The organism is Candidatus Didemnitutus sp., assembly GCA_019634575.1.
Classification (GTDB): domain Bacteria; phylum Verrucomicrobiota; class Verrucomicrobiia; order Opitutales; family Opitutaceae; genus Didemnitutus.
The window spans coordinates 105,416-125,936 of record JAHCAY010000001.1 but is presented as its reverse complement, the minus strand read 5'-3'; the positions used below and the strand labels follow the sequence as shown (position 1 = coordinate 125,936).

The following is a 20,521-nucleotide window of genomic DNA, read 5'->3' as shown; positions in this document are numbered from 1 at the left end:
TTCCGCACCATGCTGCCCGACCTTCGCTTCGTTCTCCGCCGCCTGCTCACGACGCCGGGCTTCACGCTCGTCGCGATCGGCACGCTGGCGCTCGGCATCGGCGCCGGCACGGCGATGTTTTCCATCCTCAATGCCGTGCTGCTCCGGCCGCTGACACTGCCGCAACCGGAGCAGCTCGTCTTCGCGCGCGAGCTGGTGCCGTCGATTTCGCCCGCCCCGCTCCCCGTCAACGCCTGGCACTATCAGGAGTGGCGCGAGCGCAGCCACTCCTTCGCCGAACTCGGCATCGCCAGCCCCCGCCTCGCGGCCCTGAATGGTGCCGACGGCGCCATCCCCGTCGCGCTCACCTACGCGACCGCCAGTTTCCTGCCGACGCTGGGCCTTCAGCCCGGCCTCGGCCGCGGCTTCACCGAATCCGAGGAAAAGGACGCCGCGGCGCACGTCGTGGTGATCTCCGACCGCCTCTGGCGCGCGCGTTTCCACGCCGATCCGGCCGCGCTCGGGCGAACGCTTTCGCTCGATGGCGTGCCGCACACCGTCGTCGGCATCCTCCCGCCGTCGCCCGCGCTCGATGCGCTGAATCTCGCCCCCGCCGGCTACGCCGGGCCCGACGTCTTCAAGCCGCTGGTGTTCGCCGCGGAGGAGCTCGCGGACAAGTGGGGACGCCACAACTACGCCGTATTCGCCCGCCTCCGGCCCGGCGTGACGCTGGCCGCCGCACAGCGCGAGCTCGACGGGATCGGCGCCGCGCTCGCTCGCGAAGACGGTAGCACGATCGAGTTGCGCAGCCTGCTCACACCGCTGCAGGAAAACCTCGTCCGGCAAAGTCGCACCGGACTCTGGCTCCTCCTCGCCGCCGTGTTCGCCGTCCTGTTGATCGGCTGCGTCAATCTCACCGGACTCCTCCTTGCCCGGGCGGAGCAGCGGCGCAGCGAGATTGCACTGCGAGTGGCGCTCGGCGCCACCCGCTCCCGCATCTTCCGCTTGGCGCTGCTCGAACCGTTGACCATTGCCGCCGCCGGCGGCGCGCTCGGCCTGCTGATCGCCAACTCCACGATCGCCGCGCTGCCGCGTTTTGCACCGGCCAACCTGCCGCGCCTCGCCGAGGTCACGCTCGATCCGGACATCGTCGGCTTCACGCTGGTGCTCGCCGGACTTTGCGGCCTGTTCACGGGCCTCGTGCCCGCCTGGCAGCTCGCCGCGTCGACTCCGGGCGCGGACATCGGGCAGGCACGCGCCGTCGCAGGCGGGCGCCGCACCAATCGTCGGCATCGCAGCTTCGTCGCGGTGCAAATCGCGCTCAGCTTCGTGCTCCTCGCCGGTGCCGCCGTGCTGATGCAGAGCTTTTCACGACTGCTGCACACAGACGCCGGCTACCGCAGCAGTCAGGTCCTGGCCGCCCAGGTCCTCCTCCCGGCGGAGAAATACAAGGACGACGCTCAGGCCAGCCAGTTCTACGCCCGCCTGCTCGCCCGTCTCGAGTCCACGGCCGACATCGAATCCGCCGGCGTCACCAACCAGCTGCCACTGCAGGGCGAAACCTGGGTCGACAAGATCTGGGTGCTCGGCGACGGGCGCGTGCCCGACGAACGGCCGTCCGTCAACATCCGCTTCGTGAGCCCGGACTACTTTAGCGCGCTCGGTCTGCCGTTGCTCGGCGGGCGAACCTTCGAGCCCCGTGACCGCGGCGCCGAAGCCGTCATCATTTCGCGCAGCCTCGCCCGCACGCTTTTCGGCGATCAGGATCCCGTCGGTCGCCGCCTCACCCGCGACGGCGAGACCGAAGCCACCGTCATCGGCGTCACCGGCGACGTCCGCGCGGACGCGGACCGCCAGCCGGCACCCACGCTCTATCGCCCCTACACCGACTGGCCGCCCTATCGCGGCCGGCTCGTGGTGCGCGGCCGCCAACTGACTCCGCTCGCCGCCACGCTGCGCGCCGCGTTGCAGGCAACCGATCCCGACGTGCCGCTCGCATGGGTGCGCCCGCTCGACACGCTGGCCGCGAACGCCGTTGCGCCACAGCGCTTCCAGACCCGGCTGACCGCGGGCTTCGCCCTCGCCGCCACGCTGCTGACAGCGATCGGACTCTACGGCATCGTCGCCTACGCTGTCGCGTGTCGGCGCAAGGAATTCGGCGTGCGTCTCGCCCTCGGCGCCGAACCCGCGTCGCTCCCGACCACGGTCGTGCGTCATTATCTGCCGGCCATTGCTCTCGGATTGGCCGGCGGCGCGCTCGCCTTCCTCGGCGCCGGTCGTGTGCTCGAAAGCCTGCTCTTCGCCAGCGATCCGCGCGACCCGCTCCTGCTCGTCGGCGTCGCCGCGTTGCTGGTGGTGATCTGCATGTTCGCCGCCTGGTTGCCCGCTCGCCGCGCCGCCCGCGTGGACCCGATGATCGCTCTGCGCGCCGAATGACCGATTTCTCCCCTCCACGATTGCTTTTCCCCATGCTCGCCGATCTCCGCTTCGCCTTCCGTTCGCTCACCAAGACGCCGGGATTCTCCGTCGTCGCCATCCTGACGATGGCCATCGCCATTGGCGCCTGCACCGCGCTGTTCAGCGTGCTGCAAGCCGTCGTGCTCCGCCCGCTCCCCTATCCAAACCCCGAGACGCTCGTCGCCATCTGGGCGCGCAACGACGAACGCAACCTCGAAGCCCCCGCGCTCTCCTGGGCGAAATTCGAGGCGTTCCGCACGCGCACCGACGTGTTCGCCGACATCTCCATGTCGGCCGGCAACAGCTTCACGCTCACCGAAGGCGAAGGTGAACCCGAGCAACTCCCCGGCATCCACGTCACGCAAAACTTCCTCCCCGTCCTCGGCCTCGGCACCATCCGCGGCCGCAATTTCACCCGGGAGGAAGACTCCGAAGGCGGCGCACCCGTCGCGATGATCAGCCGCCAGCTCTGGCAGACACGCTTCAGCTCCGACCCGAACATCGTCGGCCGTCTGATCCAATTCGACGGCGTCGGCCGCACCGTCGTCGGCGTCTTCGACAACCTTCCGCAGCCGTTCAACGGCACGGCCGTGCTCGTGCCGCGCGCCGATGACCTGCCCTATCTCCCGCGCGCCAACCGCGACAACGCCATCACGCACCAGGCCTTCGCCCGCCTCGCCCCCGGCGTGTCGCTGAAAGTGGCGAACCTCCGCCTCGCCGAGATGGTGCAGCAGTTCAAGGCCGACAAGGCCTCTCACATCGACGCCGAGAACAAGAACGAGCTGCGCACCGTCACCCAGCAGGTGCTCGGCAACCTCGACCGCACCTTCTGGACGCTCGCCGGCGCCGTCGCCGCCGTGCTGCTCATCGCCTGCGCGAATATCGCCAATCTTTTCCTCGCCCGCGTCAGCGCACGGCAAAAGGAAATCGCCGTCCGCATGTCCCTCGGCGCACGCCGCGCCGAGGTCGTGCGGCAATTCCTCGCCGAGAGCGTCGTGTTCACCCTCGCCGCCGGCGCCATCGGCGTGCTGCTCTCGTGGTGGAGCCTCCGCGGCATCCAGATTGTCGCCGGCCCGCAACTCCCGCGCGCGGACGAAATTTCCCTCGACCCGGTCGTGCTCGGCTTCGCCCTCGTCACCGCGCTCGTCGCCGCCGTGCTCATCGGCGTCTATCCCGCCTGGCAAGCGTCGCGCACCGATGTCGGCACCGTCCTCAAGGACAACACCCGCGGCGCCGGCGGCGGCTCGGCGGCCAAGGCCTTCCGTCACTTCCTCGTCGTCGCGCAGGTCGCGATGTCCCTCACGCTTCTCATCTGCGCCGGGTTGCTCGTCCTCAGCTTCTACAAACTCCAGAGCTCCGACCTCGGTTTCCAAGTCGAGCGCCGCGCCCTCGGCCAGCTCAACCTGCCGAGCGCGCGCTACTCCACGCCGGAGCTCTCGCGCGAGTTCTACCAGCAGCTCCAGCAAAAGCTCAACGACGCGCCCGAACTCGAGGCCGGCGGCGTCGTCTTCGGCGCACCTCTCACCGGCATCGGCGCGATCTCGCCGTTCGCGGTGCAAGGCCGTCCGATCCCCGAGCTCACCAAGCAACCGCTCGCGAGCATCCGCCAGGTCAGCTACGGCTATTTCGCCGCCATGGGCATCCAGCTCCGCGAGGGCCGCTTCTTCGACGCCAACGACCGCAACGGCGGCGAAAACGTCGTCCTCATCAACGAAACCCTCGCGAAGAAACTCTTCCCCGGCGAGCGCGCCCTCGATCAGGTCCTGCTCACCGGACGCGGCAGCACGAAGAACCGCATCGTCGGCGTCATCCGCGACGTGAAGGCCTCCGGCCTCGCCGCGCCTCCGCCGGATGAAATCTATTTCCCGCGCGCGCAACGGGGTGGTGCCTTCATGAACGTCGTCGCTGTGGCCAAACCCGGCCTCTCCGCCTCGACCGTCATTCCCGTGTTGCGCCGCTTGGTGAAGGAGATCGATCCCACCGTCGCCGTCGCGACGCCGCAAACCTACGCGCAGCTCGTCGCCTCCTCCATCGGCGTGCAGCGCGTGACGATGGCCCTGCTCCTCACTTTCGCCGCCATCGCCGCGCTGCTCGCCGCCGTCGGCGTCTATTCGGTGATGGCCTACGCCGTCACCCAGCGCACCGGCGAGATCGGCGTGCGCATGGCGCTCGGCGCGACGCCCGGCAGCATCCTCGCGCTCGTCCTCCGCACCGGCGCGGTGCAAGTCGGCGGCGGCCTCGGTCTCGGCCTGCTCGGCGCCTTCGGCGCGAGCCGGCTGCTCGCCGACGCGCTCTATGAGGTGAAACCGTTCGACCCGCTGGTGTTTTCCGTCGTCGCGTTGTTCTTCGCCGTCGTCGCCACGGTCGCCTGCCTCGTGCCCGCCGCGCGCGCCACGCGCGTTAATCCCCTCGACGCGCTCCGCGCCGAATAATTTTTCCACCACCATGCTGACCGACCTCCGCTACGCCCTCCGCCAACTGACGAAATCGCCGGGCTTCTCGCTCACGGTCCTGCTGATTCTCGCCCTCGGTATCGGCGCCACGACGATCATCTTCACCATCGTCGACTCCGTGCTGCTGCGCCCGGTCGAATACCCGGAATCCGACCGGCTGGTCGTCGTGCGCGAACGCGCCATGCCGCGCTTTCCCCAGTTCTCGGTCTCGCCGGGCAACTACGCGACCTACGCGGCCGAGATCGACGCCTTCGAGAGCACCTATGCGACCACCGGCCGGCGCTTCAATCTCACCGGCCATGGCGAGCCGGTGCGCGTGAGCGCCCAAGGCGCCAGCGGACGCTACTTCGAGGTCCTGAAAACCCAACCGTTCATCGGTCGTGCCTTCGGCCCCGCGGAAGATGCGCCCGGCAAAGGCAACGTCGTCGTGCTCCTCTATGGCTTTTGGCAACGGCAGTTCGGCGGTCGGGAGGACATCGTCGGCCAAGCCATCACGCTCAGCGGACGAAGCTACACTGTCATCGGCGTCATGGGCCCGGATTTCCGCCGCGGCACCACGCTCGATCTGATCGTGCCGATGGCCTTGCCCCCGGACCAAGCCGCCGAGCGCAGCGGGCACTACCTCAGCATGGTCGGCCGGCTGAAGCCCGGCGCGACGCTCGAACAGGCCAACGCCCAGCTCGCGACCGTGACCGCCCGGCTCGCCCGAGAATTTCCCGATTCGAACGCCGGCTGGGACGCCTTCGGCATCACCATCCTCGAAAACAACACGCGCAGCGCTCGCACCGCACTCTATCTCTTGCTCGGCGCCGTCGGTGCCATGCTCCTGATCGCCTGCGCGAACATCGCCAACCTCATGCTGGCGCACGCGACCGTGCGACATCGCGAGATTTCGATCCGCGCCGCGCTCGGAGCCTCGCGCTGGCGCACCATGCGGCTCTTGCTCACGGAAAGTCTCGTGCTCTCGCTCGCCGGCGGCGCGCTGGGCATTCTGGCCGCCCGTTGGGGGCTCGATCTCGTGATCGCCTTCGGCGGCGACGCTTTGCCGCGCGCCGCGGAGATTGCGCTCGATTGGCGCGCCATCGGCGCGACGACCGCACTGTCGGTCGTCACCGGCATCGTCTTCGGCCTCGCCCCCGCGCTGGCCGGCGTGCGCGTCAATCTCATCGACGCGCTCAAGAACGGCGCCCGTGCCGCCGGCGACGGCGGCATGCGCTGGGCGCGCTCGGCCCTGGTCGTGCTCGAGATGGCGCTCGCACTCGTGCTCCTCACCTGCGCCGGCCTGCTCATGCGGAGCTTCGTGACGCTCGTGCACACCAGTCCGGGCTTCGATCCGACCGGGGTCGCCGTCGCCTCGGTGGCGCTGCCGGAAAGCCAATACGACACGCCGGAAAAGCAGGCGCTCTTCACCAATCAGGTGCTGGAAAACTATCGCGCGATACCCGGCATGCGCTTCGTCGCGGCATCGCACGTCGTCCCCTACATGAACGGCGATTGGGTGCTGTCGCTCGAGTTCGAGGGCCGCCCCGCGCCCAAACCCGGCGGCGACGGCGTCTCCGTGCAATACTTCGCGATCAGCCCCGATTATTTTCGGGCGCTGAGCATTCCTCTTTTGCGCGGCCGCTTTTTCACGCCGCTCGATCGCAAGGACGCGCCGCGGGTCGCCATCGTCAGCGAATCTTTCGTCCGGCAGCACTTCCCCGCCGGAGATGCCCTCGGCAAGCGCATCAGCGTCGGCATCGGCCCCCAAGCTTGGCGCGAAATCGTCGGGGTCGTCGGTGACATCAAGCATGCCCGCGTCGACGTTGCGACGCTGCCGCAGGTTTACGAGCCGCTGGCCCAACAGCCGTTCGACGAGCTCACTTTTGTCGCGCGTTTCGACTCCGACGCCGCCGCGGCCGCCGCGAATCCGGTCTTGAAGCAAGGCGTGCTCGCCGTGGATCCGGCCCAACCCGTCATGCTCGGACGCACGCTGCGCGGCTACGTCGACGAAGCGAGCGCGCGCGAGCGCTTCATCCTCGGACTCTTCGGCGTCTTCGCCGCACTCGCGGTGCTGCTCGCCGCTCTCGGCATCTACAGCGTCATCGCCTACGGCGTCGCGCAGCGCCGCACGGAGTTCGGCGTGCGGGTCGCGCTCGGCGCACTGCCGGCGGACATCCATCGCCTGGTGCTCGCGGCCGGCGGCAAATTGCTCGCGCTCGGAGTGTTGCTCGGTCTGGCCGGCTCGGTCGCCGCATCGCGCGTCATGGAATCGATGCTCTTCCGCACCAGCGCGCGCGACCCGCTCGTGCTCACCGCCGTCGCCGTGCTGCTCAGCCTGGTTGCGCTCGTCGCCTGCCTGTTGCCCGCGCGCCGCGCCGCCCGCGTCGACCCGATGGTTGCCCTCCGCGCCGAATAACCCGCCCCCTTCCCGATGCCCACCAGTCTCCGCTTCCTTCTTCGGAACGTCGCCCGCAGCCCGCTCCTCACTGCGGTGATCGTGCTTTCGCTCGGCGTCGGTATCGGCGTGAACACCGTCATCTTCAGCTGGCTGCGCGAGGTGGCGTTCGACCCGCTTCCCGGTGCGCGCAGCGCGGGGCTCGTGTCGCTCGAGACGCTCGACGACACCGGCAAATACGTCTCCACCTCCTGGCTCGAATACCTCGACTTGCGGGAGCGCACGCCGTCGCTGCCGGGCATCGCGCTGCAGCGCAACCGCCCGCTCACCCTCGGCGACGCCTCGGCCGGCGAGCGCGTATCCGCGCAGCTGGTCTCCGACAATTTTTTCGCGGTCCTCGGCGTCGCGCCCGGTCTCGGTCGCTATTTCCGCGCCGGCGAAGGGCTCCAGGCCGGCGACGAACCCACCGTCGTTCTCTCGCACGATTTCTGGCGCACGCGTTTTCATTCCGATCGCGACATCGTCGGGCGGACCGTCCGGCTCAACGACCGCGTCTGCACCATCGTGGGCGTCGCCCCCCGCGGATTCTTCGGCGGACTCAACGCGGTGAGCTTCGACGTGTGGGTGCCCGCCGCCTTCGCCCGCGAACTCCAGCCGGGCACCACCGAGCTGACGGATCGCAAGGCGCGCGGCTACACCATGCTCACACGCCTGCCGCCGGAGGTCACCGCCGCCCGCGCGCAAGGCGAGCTCGATGCCGCCGCCCGCTTCCTGCTCGATACCCATCCGGAGACGAATCGCGGCCTCGGCTACACGCTGCTGCCGCTGTGGCGCTCGCCGCGCGGCGGACAGGCGATGGTGCTCGCGCTCGCCACGCTGCAACTCTTCGCCGCGCTCATCCTCGCCGTCGTCTGCGCCAACACCGCGGGCCTTCTGCTCGCGCAGGCCTCGACCCGTCGGCGCGAGATCGGCGTGCGCCTCGCTCTCGGCGCCGCTCCGCGCCGCATCCTCCTTCAACTGCTCGGCGAGAGTGTCACGCTGGCCGCCTGCGCGATTCTCGTCGGCTATATCGTGGCCCTCTGGGGCGGCGACATCCTCCGCAACCTGCCGTTCTCGCTCCCGGGCAACCTGCACCTGCGTGTCGCCACGGAGTTGAACTGGCCCGCCCTGGTCTTCGGCGCCGGTCTCGCCCTCGTCTGCGGCGTCGTGTTCGGCCTGGCGCCGGCGCTCCAGCTCACGCGTGCCGACGTCATCGACTCGCTGCGCAACGGCTCGGGCGCCCTGCCCGGCCGCAGCCGGCTCCGCGACGTGCTCGTCACGATCGAAGTCGCGCTCGCGGTCGTGCTCCTCGTGCTCGCCGGCCTCTATTCGCTCAGTTTCCGTCGCGCCCTCGCCGCGCACCCCGGTTTCGACGTCGATCGCGTTCTCCTTGCCTCGCTCGACCTCGGCGCCAAGGGCTACAACGGCGCGCGCACCCGTGCGTTCATGCCCGATTTGCTGCGCCGCCTCCGCGCAGCGCCCGGCATTAGCGGCGCATCGGTGAGCAACAGCGTCCTCCTCGATCTGCACGGCCTGCCCACCGGCGTCATCGCGGTCGCGGGCTACCCGTTCGATGGCACGGCGAAGATCCGCTACGCCTTCGCCTCGCCGGGACACCTGCAGACCCTCGGCATGCCGCTGCGCGCCGGCACCGACCTCACGCCGCTGGAACGCCCCGATCTGCCCGTCGACGCCGTCATCAACGAACGCATGGCGCAGCTCTATTGGCCGGGCGTCACGCCGCTCGGCCGCAAGTTCATCGTCAACGACACCGAATACATCGTCAGCGGCGTCGTGCGCGATGCGCGCTACGAATCCCTCAATGAAGCGCCGCTGCCGCTCGCGTGGCTCACCGCGCGCTCGCGCACGCTGGTGCAACCCGTCCTCCACATCCGCAGCGAGGGCGATCCGCGCGCCGCCCTCGGCGCCGTCCGCGATGTTCTGCGCCAGATCGATCCTGCGCTGCCGCTCCTCGAAATCCGCACTCTCGCCCAGCACGTCGAAAACAACCTGATCACGCAGCGCATGCCCGCGCAGATGCTGGCCTTCCTCGGTCCGCTCGCCCTCGTGCTCGCGGCCATCGGCCTCTACGCCGTCATCGCCTACGCGCTCGCTCAACGCACGCGCGAGATCGGCGTGCGCATCGCGTTGGGGTCGTCGGCGGGTCAGGTCGTCGGCCTCATGGTCTGGCAGGGCATGCGCGTCGTCCTGATCGGCGGCGCCGCCGGCTGGGCGGTGGCGCTGGCCATCGGCTATTTCCTGCAACACCGCCTCGTCGGCGTGCCCTTCGGCGAGCCGCTGGTGTATGCCGGCGTGCCGGTGCTCCTCCTCGCCGTCACCACGCTCGCCTGCTGGCTCCCCGCGCGCCGCGCCGCCCGCGTCGATCCGATGGTCGCGCTGCGCGCGGAGTGATCGCCCGCCGCCGTCTCACGCCTATACCCCGCCCCGCCATGATGACCCTGCGCCTCGCCCTTCGCTCGCTGCTCAAGAATCCCGGCTTCACCGCCACGGTCGCACTCGTGCTCGCGCTGGGCATCGGCGCAACCACCGCGATCTTCAGCGTCATCCACGCGGTGTTGCTCCACCCGTTTCCCTACAAGCAGGGCAATGAGATCCTCTTCGTCGCCGAGATGCGCACGACGGAACCGAACAGCCAGTTTTCCGTCACCTACCCCGACTTTCTCGATTGGCAGAAAGCCGTCCAGACCACCGAGGAACTCGTCTACGCCGGCGCCGACGCCGTGACGCTCACCGGCATTCCCGAGCCGGCTTCGCTCCGCAACGCCACCATCTCCGCCGGCGCGTGGTCGCTGCTCGGCATGCAGCCGCTCCTCGGTCGCGTTTTCACCGCCGAGGAAGACCGTCCATCCGCCTCGCCCGTCGTCGTCCTCAGCCACGCCACCTGGAAAAACCGCTTCGCCTCCGATCCGGCGATCCTCAGCCGCGTCATCCAGCTCAACGGCGTCGCCTACACCGTCATCGGCGTCATGCCCGCGAATTTCAAATTCTGGGCCGGCGACGTCTGGACGCCCGTCGGCCTCAACGCCGGCACGCCCATCCTCCAAAGTCGCGTGCTCCGCACCGACTCCTGGGTCGTCACCCGCCCGAAGCCCGGCAAAACCATGGAGGACGTCCGCGCCGAGCTGAACCTCATCGCCGCGCAGATCGCCAAGCAGCACCCCGACACCAACAAGGACGTCGGCGTCCGCCTCGAACGCCTCGCCGCCAACACCGGCTCCCAGCTGCGCGATCCGCTCCTGATCCTCCTCGCCGCCGTCGGCGGCGTCCTGCTCATCGCGTGCGCCAACGTCGCCAACCTCCTCCTCGCGCGCACCACCGCGCGCCGCCGCGAGTTCGCCGTGCGCGCCGCGCTCGGCGCCGACCGCGGGCAGTTGCTCCGGCAGACCCTCGTCGAATGCGTGCCGCTCGCGGCCCTCGGCGGCATCGGCGGCATCGTCCTCGCCTATTGGGGCCTTGAGGCGATCCTCGCGGTGATTCCCGCCGATGCCGTGCCCGCCGAGTCCGAGATCCGCGTCAACGGCCTCGTCCTGCTCTTCTCGCTCGGCATCACGCTCGGCACCCTGCTGCTTTTCGCGCTCTTCCCCGCCCTCGAAGGCTCCCGCGCCGCCCTCGCGCCCGGACTCGCCGACGACGCCCGCGGCACCGCCAGCGCCCGCACCGGCCGCGTCCGCTCCGGCCTCATCGTCGCGGAGGTCGCGCTCTCGCTCATGCTGCTCGTCGCCGCCGGACTGCTCCTGCGGAACTTCGCGCAACTCCAGCGCGTCGATCTCGGCTTCGACCGCGAGCACCTGCTCGTCATTCCCATCCAGCTGCCCGAGTCGCGTTACGCCACCACCGAGCAGTCGACGCAGTTCTTCGAGGCCGCCATCGAGCGGCTCCGCCGGCTGCCGGTCGTCGCATCCGTCGCGCATGCCACCAACGTCCCGATGATGGGCGGCAGCGGCATGCCGCTCGTCGTCGAAGGCAAAACCTATAACACGCTCGACGACCTGCAGGGCGTGCAGTTCACGTTCGGCACCGCCGACCTCCTCCGCGCCCAGGGCATCCGCATCAAGCGCGGCCGCGGCCTCGAACCCACCGACACCGCAGGATCGCAACCCGTGATCGTGCTCAACGAGGCCGCCGTGAAACATTTTCTTCCCGACGGCGATCCGCTCGGCCAGCGCGTCATGCTCGGCATTCCCGCGCACCTCAACAAGGGCGGCATCCTCCCACCGGAACTCGCAAAAACCCAATGGGCCACCGTCGTCGGCGTGGTCGAAAACGTCCGCCACTTCGGCCCCGTCAGCAACGACATCTCGTCGGTCTACGCGCCGCTGCGCCAGGCGTGGGATTTTCCGCCGCTGCGGCGCGCGGGGTTCCTCCTCGTCCGCACGAAGGGCGCGCCGCTCGACGCCGTCCCGATGGTCCGCTCCACCCTCCGCCAGCTCGACCCCAACCTCCCCGTCGAACGCATCACGACGATGGATCTCACCCTGCGCGATTTCCTCCGCGGCACCCGGTTCAACACGCTCCTCCTCGGCCTCTTCGCCGGCACCGCCCTCGCGCTCGCGGCCGTCGGCATCTACGGCGTCGTCGCCTGGAGCGTCACGCAGCGCACGCGCGAGATCGGCGTCCGCCTCGCCCTCGGTGCCGAGCGCAGCGCGATCCTTCGCCTCGTGATTTTCCAATCGATGCGCGTCGTCGCGCTCGGTCTCGCCCTCGGCCTCGTCGGCGCGCTCGCCACCACGCGCTTCCTCCAATCGCAGCTCGCCCACCTCAGCGCCTTCGATCCGTGGACCTTCGCCGCGGTCGTGGTCGTGCTCGCCTGCTCCGCGCTGCTGGCCTGCTGGCTCCCCGCCCGCCGCGCCACGCAGGTGAATCCCGTCGACGCCCTCCGCGCGGAATAGCGATCGCGCGCACTCGCCGCGCGCCCACTCATCCTGCGGATTGCATCGGTCGTCCCGCACCCTGGCGGCCTGTCCGCTGTTGCGTTGCCGGTCCCCTTGCGTCGCGGCATCTGAGCTGCGCCTCCCCGTCCCCGCCCGTCCATGCACTCGCTCAAAACCGCGTTTCGCTCGCTCCTGAAATCGCCCGGCTTCACCGCCGTCGCCGTCCTCACCATCGCCGTCGGCATCGGCGCCAACACCACCCTCTTCACCCTCTTCGACCGGCTGATGCTCAACCCGGTTTCGTTCCCCGAACCGTCGCGCCTCGTGGCCGTGTGGGCGGTGAACAACGAGCGGCAGTTCGTCGCGCCGGCGATCTCCTGGCCGCGCTTCGAGGAACTGCGCCGCGCCACCGGCAATGTCTTCGAGTCGCTCACCACGACGTCGTTCGATTCCCACACGCTCACCGGCAACGGCGAGCCGGAGCAGGTCACGGTGCTGCGCGTGACCGCCGACTTCTTCTCCACCATCGGCATCAAACCGGCGCGCGGACGCGCCTTCACCCGCGAGGAAGACCTGCCCAACGGCCCGGCCGTCGTCATCCTCGCCCACGAATACTGGCAAACGCGCTTCGGCGGACGCGAGTCGATCCTCGGCGAAAACATCCTCCTCAGCGGCACACCGCACCACGTCGTCGGCATCATGCCGCCGCGCCTCGGCAACCCTTTCGTCGGCGTCCAGGTTTTCGTCCCGCGCGTCTTCGAGGTCGGCGGCCTCCTGCCCGCGCAAATCCAGGCTGGCGCCGGCTACACCCAGGCTCTCGGCCGTCTGCGCCCCGGCGTGACGCTCGATCAGGCCCGCGCCGCCTGCGCCGCGCACGACCGCGCCTACCGCGAGCAGTTCGCCTCGCGCCTCGACGCCGACAATCAGATGGACCCGCGCGCGTTCACCGAGACGCTCGTCAGCGGCCTGCGCCCGACGATGCGCATGATGCTCGGCGCCGTCGCATTCGTGCTGCTCATCGCCTGTGCCAACGTCGCCAGTCTCTTCCTCGGCCGCCTTTCCGCGCGCCAGCGGGAAATCGCCGTCCGCCAGTCGCTCGGCGCCACGCGCGGCATGCTCGTCCGCCAGTTCCTCGTCGAAAGCCTGCTCTTCAGTGTCGTCGCGGGCGGACTCGGCGTGCTGCTGGCCGTCTGGTCGCTCTCCGGCATCCGCAGTCTGCTCGCCAACCAGCTCCCGCCCGACACCGCCCTCGGCGTGAGTCTGCCCGCACTCGCCGCCACGGTCGGTGTAACCTTCGTCGTCGGCGTGCTGATCGGACTCTTTCCCGCGTGGCAGGCCTCGCAAGTCGCGCTCACCGAAACGCTCAAGGATTCCTCGCGCGGCTCCTCCGGCGGTCCGCGCGGCAAGCGTTTCCGCGGCGCGCTCGTCGTCGCCGAGGTGGCGCTCTCCGTCATGCTGCTCGTCGGCTCGGGCCTGCTGCTCGCCTCGTTCCTCAAGCTCCAGCGCACGCCGCCGGGCTTCTCGGCGCGCGGCGTCGCCGCCGCGTTCGTCGGCCTGCCCAACACCCGCTACCGGACCGGCGCGGAACAGGTGGAATTTTACCGCGCGGTGATCGAGCGGCTGCAAGCCATGCCGCAAATCGAGTCCGCCGCCGCCGTGATCGGTCTGCCGCTCAGCGGCAACGCGCCGCGCGCGCCCTACACGGTCGGCACCGACGCTGCGCTGCCGCTCCCACAACGCCCGCTCGCCGGACTCCGCATCGTCACGCCCGGCTACTTGAAAACCCTCGGCATTCCGCTCCGCGAGGGGCGCGACTTCACCGAGCGCGACCGCGAGGGCGCGCCGGGCGTTTGCCTGATCAACGAATCCTTCGCGCGCCGCCTCTTTCCCGGCCAGAGTGCGCTGGGCAAAGTCGTCCGCCGCGGCCGCGACGCGGAATTCGCCCACGAGATCGTCGGCGTCGTCGCCGACGTGCGCACGCTCGGCCTCGGCCAGCCGCCCCCGGACGAAGTCTTCTACCCGCTCGGCCAGCTGCCGCGCCCCGGACTCGCCATTGTGGCCCGCACGACGGGCGACGCGGGCGGATTGCAGGCCATTCTCCGCACCGCCGTCGCTTCGGTCGATCGCGACCAACCCGTGTCGTTTTTCCAGACGATGGAAAATCTCCTTCAGCTCAGCCTCGGCTTTCAGCGCATCGTCGCGTCGCTCACTGCGCTCTTCGCCGGCATCGCCCTCGTCCTCGCCGCCGTCGGACTCTACAGCGTGCTGGCCTACTCCGTGGCGCAACGCACCGGCGAGATCGGCATCCGCATGGCGCTCGGCGCCGCGCGCGGCGATGTCGTCGCGTTGATCGTGCGGCAGGGGCTCGGACTCGTCGCCTTCGGGCTGGGCGTCGGCCTCGCGGGCGCCGCCGGCCTGGCGCATCTGCTCTCGGCGCTGCTCTACGAGATCCGCCCGTTCGAGCCCACTGTCTACGCGGTCGTCACGGTCGTGTTCGCCGGCGTCGCGGTCCTGGCCTGCCTGCTGCCGTCGTGGCGCGCGAGCCGTGTCGATCCGCTCGTCGCGCTTCGCACCGAGTGAGGGCACTTTCGGCTTCTCGCGTGGTCTGAATTGGCCCATCTCCTCTCCGCCGCCATGCGCCCACTCGCCCTCTTCCTGCTCGCCGCCACCACCCTGTCCGCCTCGCCCGCATTCGACGATGCCGTCGGACTCTACAAACAGCGCAAGGACGCCGAAGCACGCACGGCATTCGAGGCGCTGCTCCAGACGGAGCCGAAGAACGCGGAGATTCCCTATTACCTCGGCCGCCTCGACCTGCGTGCCAAAGACACCGACGCCGCCGTCGCGCACTTCCAGGCCGCCGTCGCCCTCGATGGCGCGAAGAGCGCCTACCACCTCGAACTCGGCGGCGCCTACGGCAACCAGGCCCAGAGCGCCGGCCTTTTCGGCAAAGCGGCCCTCGCCAGCAAGGCGCGCACGGAATTCGAGAAGGCCGTCGCGCTCGATCCGTCCAGCTACGACGCGCAGAGCGCGCTGTTCCAATATTACATGCAGGCGCCCGGTTTCATGGGCGGCGGATTCGACAAGGCCCTCGCGCAATCCGAGGTGCTCATCAAACTCGACCCCCTCCGCGGCAAGAACGCCAAGGTCGCCCTCCTCGTCCGTGAAAGGAAATTCGACGAAGCCTTCGCCATCTTCGACGAGATGCTGCGCGCCAATCCCGACGACTACGCCGCACTCTACGGCCTCGGCCGCACGGCCGCCGATTCGGGCCAGCGCCTCGATGCCGGCCTCACGAACCTCCAGAAATGCCTCACGCTGACGCCGCCCGCCGGCCTGCCACCGCACGCCGCGGCGCATTGGCGCATCGGCAACATTCACGAGAAAAAGGGCGACAAAGCCGCCGCCCGCGCCGCATACCAAGCCTCCCTCGCGCTCGATCCGAAGTTCCAGCCGGCGATCGACTCGCTGAAAAAACTCGGCTGAGCGTGCCGATTCCAAGCTCATCGCCCAACGCGCGCCCGCATCAATCGTAGCAGAACTCGCAGAGTGGTAGCCCGCGACCTCCGGGCGCGGGTTGGCCCGGTGCTCAAGCACACTCACATCCGCCGCACCAGCCGCACGCTCGCTCTCGCCACTTGCCTCCCGCGTCCCGCGCGCGCACCCTTCGGGCATGTCCACCGGCCTTGCGCCTGAAGTCTCGGAATTCCTCGCCCTGCTCGACGCGAGCGTGCGCGACGGCACCTTCACGCGCCTGACGCTCGGCAAACCCCGTGGTGGCGACGACGCGACGCTGCAAAACGTCTTCGTCCGCCCCGTGCGCCTGAAATCCGGCGCGCACCTGAGCTTCCTCTGGCGGCACGACCGCCGCGATCTCACGAAGAACATCCCGCCCGCCGACGGCATCATCGAGGTCGGTCGGCTCGTCGGCACGATCTTCCACAGCGCCCACCTCTTCATCGGCGCGCGCACCGCGCAGCTCGAGTTCAACAAGAAGGGCGAACCGCGCCTCACCTTCGGCAAGAACACGCCGCCCGCCGCCGCGAAACTCGTGCGCGAGGACGCCCACGATCGCGCCAAAGCCCGCCTGCTCCCCGCGTCGAGCCACGACTGGCTGCACGCGCTCGGCGTCACCAACTCCGCCGGCATCGTCCGCGAAGGCATGGCCGACAAGCACCGGCAGATTCATAAATTCGTCGAGCTCCTCCATCATCTCGTCGCCGACGCCACGCTGCCGCGCGACCGGCCGATCGAAATCGCCGACATGGGTTGCGGCAAAGGCTACCTCACGTTCGCCACGCACGACTACTTCGACCGCGTCGCCAAGCTCTCGGTCCGCGTGTGCGGCGTCGAGCTGCGGCCGGAACTCGTCGCCCAGTGCAACACGCTCGCCCACGACACGGGTCGCGAAAAGCTCTCGTTCGTCCGCGGCACGATCCAGGAAGCCACGCTGCCCACGCCCGACGTCCTGATCGCGCTCCACGCCTGCGACACCGCGACCGACGACGCCATCGCGCGCGGCCTCGCCGCCGGCAGCGCGTTGATCGTCACCGCGCCGTGCTGCCAGAAGGAACTTCGCCCGCAGTTGTGCGCCGCCCCTGTGCTCGCACCCGCGCTGCGGCACGGCATTTTCCAGGAACGCCACGCGGAGTTCGCCACCGACGCCCTGCGCGCGCTGCTGCTCGAGTGGGCCGGTTACGACACCAAAGTCTTCGAGTTCATCTCCACCGAGCACACGGCGAAGAACCTCATGATCGCCGCCACCAAGCGCGCCCGCGCCGATAGCGCCGACGAGCGCGCCGAGCGCGCACAGGCCATTCGCGCGTTCGCCGAATTCTACGGCGTGAAACGCCAGGCGCTGGCCGCGCACCTCGACTTCGCGCTGTCGTTGCCGTGACCGCTGCGGACTTCAGACGTCTTGTCCTCGCCCTTCCCGGCGCGAGCGAAGGCGCGCATTGCGGCCACGCGGACTTCCGTCTCGGCGGCCGCGTCATCGCCTCGCTCGAGTCGCCGGACGTCGGCTGGGCCATGGTGAAGCTCACGCCCGTGCAGCAAGCCGCGGTGCTCCGCGCGTCCGCGAGCTGATTTCGCCCGGCCAACGGCGCGTGGGGCGCCCAAGGCTACACCATTCTCTTCCTCGCCGACGCCCGGGTGGAGCCAGTGCGCGCCGCGCTCGCACTCGCCGCCGCCAACGTCGCTGCGAAAAAGAAGTCCCGAGCGCCGAAGCGCCGCTAAGGACGCTTCAGGCCCAGGCGCAGGAGTGATACGTGCGGTTCCACGAGCCGTCCGGGCTCAGATCGAGCACCGCGAAGCCCGCGCCGGTCTGGTGAAACACCGGTTTGCCCCACCAATCGGCGCTGACCGCCCCGTTGCCGAGATAGTGCACGCCGTCGTAGACGACATGGTCCTGCAGGTGCAGGTGCCCGCTGACGCAGAGTGTGACGCCGCCGCGTTTCCGCAGCACCGCCTGCAACACGCTGCTGTCCGTGTGCATGAGCGCCGAGCTCACCACCCTTCCGCCCGAGGCCCGGCCCGGCGCGGGAAAATCGACCACTTTCTCAAGCACCTGTCCCCACTCGTGCACGGCCGCCGACAGGATGGGAATGTGCGAGCAAACCACCAACGGCTGCGCCGCCGGCGTGCGCGCCACCTCGCCGCGGAACCACTCGAGCTGCTCCGGATCGAGGTGCGCGCGATAATAGGTCTTCTCGCCATCGACCACCGGCCGCGTGCTGTCCAGCACGAGAAACCGCCAGCCGCCTTGCTCGAACGCATACCATGGGCGCTCCAGCTGCAGCTCATCCATCGCGCGCAACTGGTAGCGCAGTCCGCCCCGCTCGCGCGTCTCGCCGATCCAGATGTCGTGATTGCCGAGGCACGCGCGCAACGGGGCGCGCAGCTGCGCCGCCGCGCCACGCCAGACGTTCCACAGTTGGTCGACGCGCGCCGCGTCGCGCACCGCCCACGAGTCCATGATCACGTCGCCCGTGTGCAGGATGAAATCCGGCGCCGGATCGAGCGCGGCCAGACCGGCGAGGAGCCGCTCGAGGCCGGCCGCGCAATTCGGATTGGTCGTGACGTGAGTATCCGTGATGTGGGCGACGCGCAGGGCGCGGGGACGCGAGGCGTTTTCGGCGGCGACGAGGAGCGGCGCGGCCGCAGCCGTGCCCGCCAACGCGCCGAGGGTCCGAACGAAGTGGCGGCGATTCATGCGGCCGGGATGGGACGCGAGAGTCCGCTCGACCGCAAGACTGCGCTTTTCCCGCGCCGGCGTCAGTCGACCAACAACACCGCCTGCACACCCGGTCCGTGGACGCCTTCGATCAGGATGCCCTCGACATCCGCAGTCTTCGATGGACCGGTGACCCAGATGACGTTCGGGTCCGTGGGCAGCGCCGCGAGTGCGGCCGGAATGTCCGGGAAAATATCGCCGCGCTTCAGCACCACGATGTGCGCCCACGGCGCCAGCGCCGCGAGTCGCGAGCTCGTGTCGGCGTCCGTCAACACGACCGTGCCGGTCTCGGCGATCGCCGCCGTCGCACGCGTGATACCAAACGCGTAGTCGTCGACGCGCGTGCGGTCGTAGGTCGTCTCGATTTGCACGCCGGCGAGCGAGGCGCCCAGCGCCGGCAGCAACGCCGGGTCGCAGTAGCCGCGCGTCCAGTTGTTCTTCGCCAGCAAGTCGGCCAGCTCCGCCGCCGATTGCAGCGGCGTGCCGTTCACGCCTTTCAGGCGAGTGCAGAAGGTCGCGGCGAGATCGGTGACGCCCTGCATCTGGCGCATGCGCACGAGTTCGCGCTCCCAATCGGGCAGCGCCGCGCGCTGCGGCAGCGGAGCGAGCGCCGCGCTCACGCGCGCGAGAATGGCTTCGCGATCGGTGCTCATGATTTCCTCCGCTGCTTCATCCACTTCCGGAATTCGCCGCCGCGCCACGCGGGTAAGGCGCGTTTCTCCTCCCACGCGCGCAACGCGGGCACGGGGATGAGCTTGGTCGGGAGATAATTCAGCGCCTTGCCGCCGAAGAGCGCGGCTTTCCACGCCGTGGGTTGCGAAGCCATGAGCGCCCACGCGCCCATCGGCGGCGTGCCGACCGCGGCGAGCGGCGCGCCCTCGCGTTTGCCCTTCTCGCGGAGCCGGAGCAGCAGGTCGGGAATCGGAATGTTCACCGGACACACCTCGTTGCACGCGCCGCACAGCGACGAGGCCTTCGGCAGGTCGGCGAGTTCCGGGAATTTCTTTCCCGCCAGCAGCGGCGAAAGCACGGCGCCAACCGGGCCGGGATAAACGCTGCGATAAGCGTGACCGCTCGCTTGGCGGTAGATCGGGCAGACGTTCAGGCAAGCGCCGCAACGGATGCAGCGCAGGATCTCGCGGCACTCGGAGGCGAGGACGTCGGTGCGGCCGTTGTCGACGAAGATGACGTGCATCTCCTCGGGGCCGTCGGGCTGCGTCGCGTGCTTCGGGCCGGAGATGAATTCGGTGTAGACCGTCAGCTGCTGCGCCGTGGCGGAGCGCGCGAGGAGATTCAGCAGCACGCCGAGGTCGCGGTCGCGCGGGACCAGTTTCTCGATGCCGACGAGGGCGATGTGCACCTTCGGCGCGGCGAGGCTGAACCGCGAGTTGCCCTCGTTCGTCACGAGCACGAGCCGGCCGCTCTCGACGGAGACGAAGTTGGCGCCGGTCAGGCCGACGTCGGCCTGGAGGTATTTGTGACGGAGAAACTGCCGCGCGCGCCGCGTGATCGTCTCCGGATCGTCGTTGTAGGCGCCGAGGCCCTCGCGTTCGAAGCTCGTCGCGATCTCGCGGCGGTTCTTGTGGATGATCGGGCGGACGATGTGGCTCGGGTGGTCCTGGTCGATCTGGACGATGAATTCGCCGAGGTCGGTCTCGAGCGCCTCGATGCCGTGCTTCTCGAGGTAGTGCGCGAGCTCGATCTCCTCGGAGACCATCGTCTTCGCCTTCACCATCTTCTTCGCGCCGCGCGCCTGCATGATGCGCAGCACGGCGGCGCAGGCATCGTCGCCAGTCGAGGCCCAGTGCACCTGCGCGCCGTTCGCCTTCAGTTTCGCTTCGACGGCCGGCAGCAGCGTGTCGAGGTTCTCGATGACGTGCTGCTTGATCTCGCCGGCGCGCCGACGGAGCAGGTCGGGATCGTTGAACTGGTCGAAGAGCAGCTTGGTGCGCTTCTCGTGCGTCGCCTTCGTGCTCTGATAAACCGAGGCGCGCTTGTCGGCGGGCAGCGTCGCGGCGGCTTGGTCGATGGGCTGGGAAGCCATAGCAGGAAGCTTTAAGCGATAAGCGTTAAGCCGTAAGCGTCGGACGAA

12 protein-coding genes are annotated in these 20,521 nt (G+C 69.4%); 9 read left to right on the top strand and 3 right to left on the bottom strand.

Annotation, left to right across the window (positions count from 1 at the left end):
- Positions 1-9 precede the first annotated feature (9 nt).
- The 9 genes from KF715_00400 (at position 10) to KF715_00360 (ending at position 17,282) form a co-directional block, all read left to right on the top strand.
- Positions 10-2,415 (top strand): ABC transporter permease, encoded by a 2,406-nt coding sequence (locus tag KF715_00400; protein ID MBX3735121.1) that lies wholly within the window; start codon positions 10-12, stop codon positions 2,413-2,415.
- Positions 2,416-2,447: 32 nt separating this feature from the next.
- Positions 2,448-4,868, top strand: coding sequence for an ABC transporter permease (locus KF715_00395; GenBank protein MBX3735120.1), 2,421 nt, complete (start codon positions 2,448-2,450; stop codon positions 4,866-4,868).
- 13 nt (positions 4,869-4,881) lie between these two features.
- Complete coding sequence (locus KF715_00390; GenBank protein ID MBX3735119.1) at positions 4,882-7,287, top strand: ABC transporter permease; 2,406 nt, start codon at positions 4,882-4,884, stop codon at positions 7,285-7,287.
- A gap of 15 nt (positions 7,288-7,302) precedes the next feature.
- Complete coding sequence (locus KF715_00385; protein MBX3735118.1) at positions 7,303-9,717, top strand: ABC transporter permease; 2,415 nt, start codon at positions 7,303-7,305, stop codon at positions 9,715-9,717.
- Between the two features lie 38 nt (positions 9,718-9,755).
- A complete protein-coding gene (locus KF715_00380) occupies positions 9,756-12,215 on the top strand; it encodes an ABC transporter permease (protein MBX3735117.1) in 2,460 nt (819 codons plus the stop codon).
- A 141-nt stretch (positions 12,216-12,356) separates the two neighbouring features.
- Positions 12,357-14,777, top strand: coding sequence for an ABC transporter permease (locus tag KF715_00375; GenBank protein ID MBX3735116.1), 2,421 nt, complete (start codon positions 12,357-12,359; stop codon positions 14,775-14,777).
- Positions 14,778-14,831: 54 nt separating this feature from the next.
- A complete protein-coding gene (locus KF715_00370; protein ID MBX3735115.1) occupies positions 14,832-15,683 on the top strand; it encodes a tetratricopeptide repeat protein in 852 nt (283 codons plus the stop codon).
- Between the two features lie 187 nt (positions 15,684-15,870).
- The gene (locus tag KF715_00365) at positions 15,871-17,094 is read left to right on the top strand and encodes an SAM-dependent methyltransferase (GenBank protein ID MBX3735114.1); all 1,224 of its coding nucleotides are present in this window, start codon (positions 15,871-15,873) and stop codon (positions 17,092-17,094) included.
- Complete coding sequence (locus KF715_00360; protein MBX3735113.1) at positions 17,091-17,282, top strand: MmcQ/YjbR family DNA-binding protein; 192 nt, start codon at positions 17,091-17,093, stop codon at positions 17,280-17,282. Before KF715_00365 ends, KF715_00360 begins: the two co-directional genes overlap by 4 nt.
- A 157-nt stretch (positions 17,283-17,439) precedes the next feature.
- Here the strand turns inward: KF715_00360 and KF715_00355 are convergent, their stop codons facing one another.
- The 3 genes from KF715_00355 to KF715_00345 form a co-directional block, all read right to left on the bottom strand.
- Complete coding sequence (locus tag KF715_00355) at positions 17,440-18,408, bottom strand: metallophosphoesterase (protein MBX3735112.1); 969 nt, start codon at positions 18,406-18,408, stop codon at positions 17,440-17,442.
- A 62-nt stretch (positions 18,409-18,470) separates the two neighbouring features.
- Positions 18,471-19,085: an LUD domain-containing protein gene (locus KF715_00350; protein ID MBX3735111.1), complete on the bottom strand. Its 615-nt coding sequence runs from the start codon at positions 19,083-19,085 to the stop codon at positions 18,471-18,473.
- Complete coding sequence (locus KF715_00345; protein ID MBX3735110.1) at positions 19,079-20,473, bottom strand: iron-sulfur cluster-binding protein; 1,395 nt, start codon at positions 20,471-20,473, stop codon at positions 19,079-19,081. Before KF715_00345 ends, KF715_00350 begins: the two co-directional genes overlap by 7 nt.
- Positions 20,474-20,521 lie beyond the last annotated feature (48 nt).